Source organism: Bradyrhizobium sp. UFLA05-108 (assembly GCF_059803455.1).
Genome location: NZ_JBANAZ010000217.1, coordinates 1 through 954, shown reverse-complemented (window position 1 = coordinate 954; position 954 = coordinate 1). Strand labels below are relative to the sequence as shown.

The window sequence follows — 954 nt, the reverse complement described above, 5'->3', positions numbered from 1 at the left end:
AGGATCTGAGATGGGTCGCCGAGGAAAGGGAACCAGCGAGACACGATTTGCGGCGTACGTCGACGGTCTTGTTGGCGTGATCGGACATGCTGATCGAGGGCGGCCGCTTCGGGATTATTGCACCGGGCTGTTGTTGCCCTGCGAACGCAAGAGTGTAGAGCCGATGGCGGCAGTGACGGCGCCGGAGCGGACGGCGGCCCAGCACCAATCGCTGCTGCACTTTGTCGGCGAGGGACGGTGGTCGGATGAGAAGGTTCTGTCCAAGGTGCGCGAGATGGTGCTGCCTGCCATCGAGCGTGCCGGGCCGATCGAAGCTTGGATCATCGACGACACCGCCTTTTCCAAGAAGGGAACGCATTCTGTGGGCGTAGCGCGGCAGTATTGCGGACAGCTTGGCAAGCAGGACAATTGTCAGGTCGCGGTGTCGCTGTCGGTCGCCAATCATCATGCCAGCCTGCCGGTGGCCTATCGGCTGTACTTGCCGGAGGCATGGGCCTCCGACGCTGCCCGCCGCAAGAAGGCTGGGGTGCCCGATCAGATCGACTTTCAGACCAAGATCGAGATCGCGCTCGATCAAATCCGCGCCGCCTGCACCGCGGGCTTGCCACGTGGCGTCGTGTTGATTGATGCTGGCTACGGCAATCACAGCGACCTGCGCGCCGCTCTTACGGCGCTTGAGCTTTCCTATGTTGCTGGGATTCTCTCGAGCACCACGGTGTGGTCGCCCGGCACGGGCCCCTTGCCGCCCAAGCCTTATGTGCCCGGCCGCGGACGGCCGACCAAGCAGCTACGTCGCGATGCGCAGCACCAACCAGTCAAGGTCAAGGATCTTGCCTTGAGCCTTCCTGCCAAAGCCTGGCGGACGGTCACTTGGCGCGAAGGAACGAATGTATCCCTCAAATCCCGCTTTGCGCGCGTGCGCATTCGCATAGCACGGCGCGACTTCAACCGCAG

General features: G+C 62.9%; 1 protein-coding gene. It reads left to right on the top strand.

Translation table 11 applies throughout. From position 1 onward, the window contains the following. Positions 1–10: 10 nt before the first annotated feature. A partial coding sequence (locus tag SO140_RS46080; protein WP_498544218.1) for an IS701 family transposase occupies positions 11–954 on the top strand: 944 nt, incomplete at its 3' end.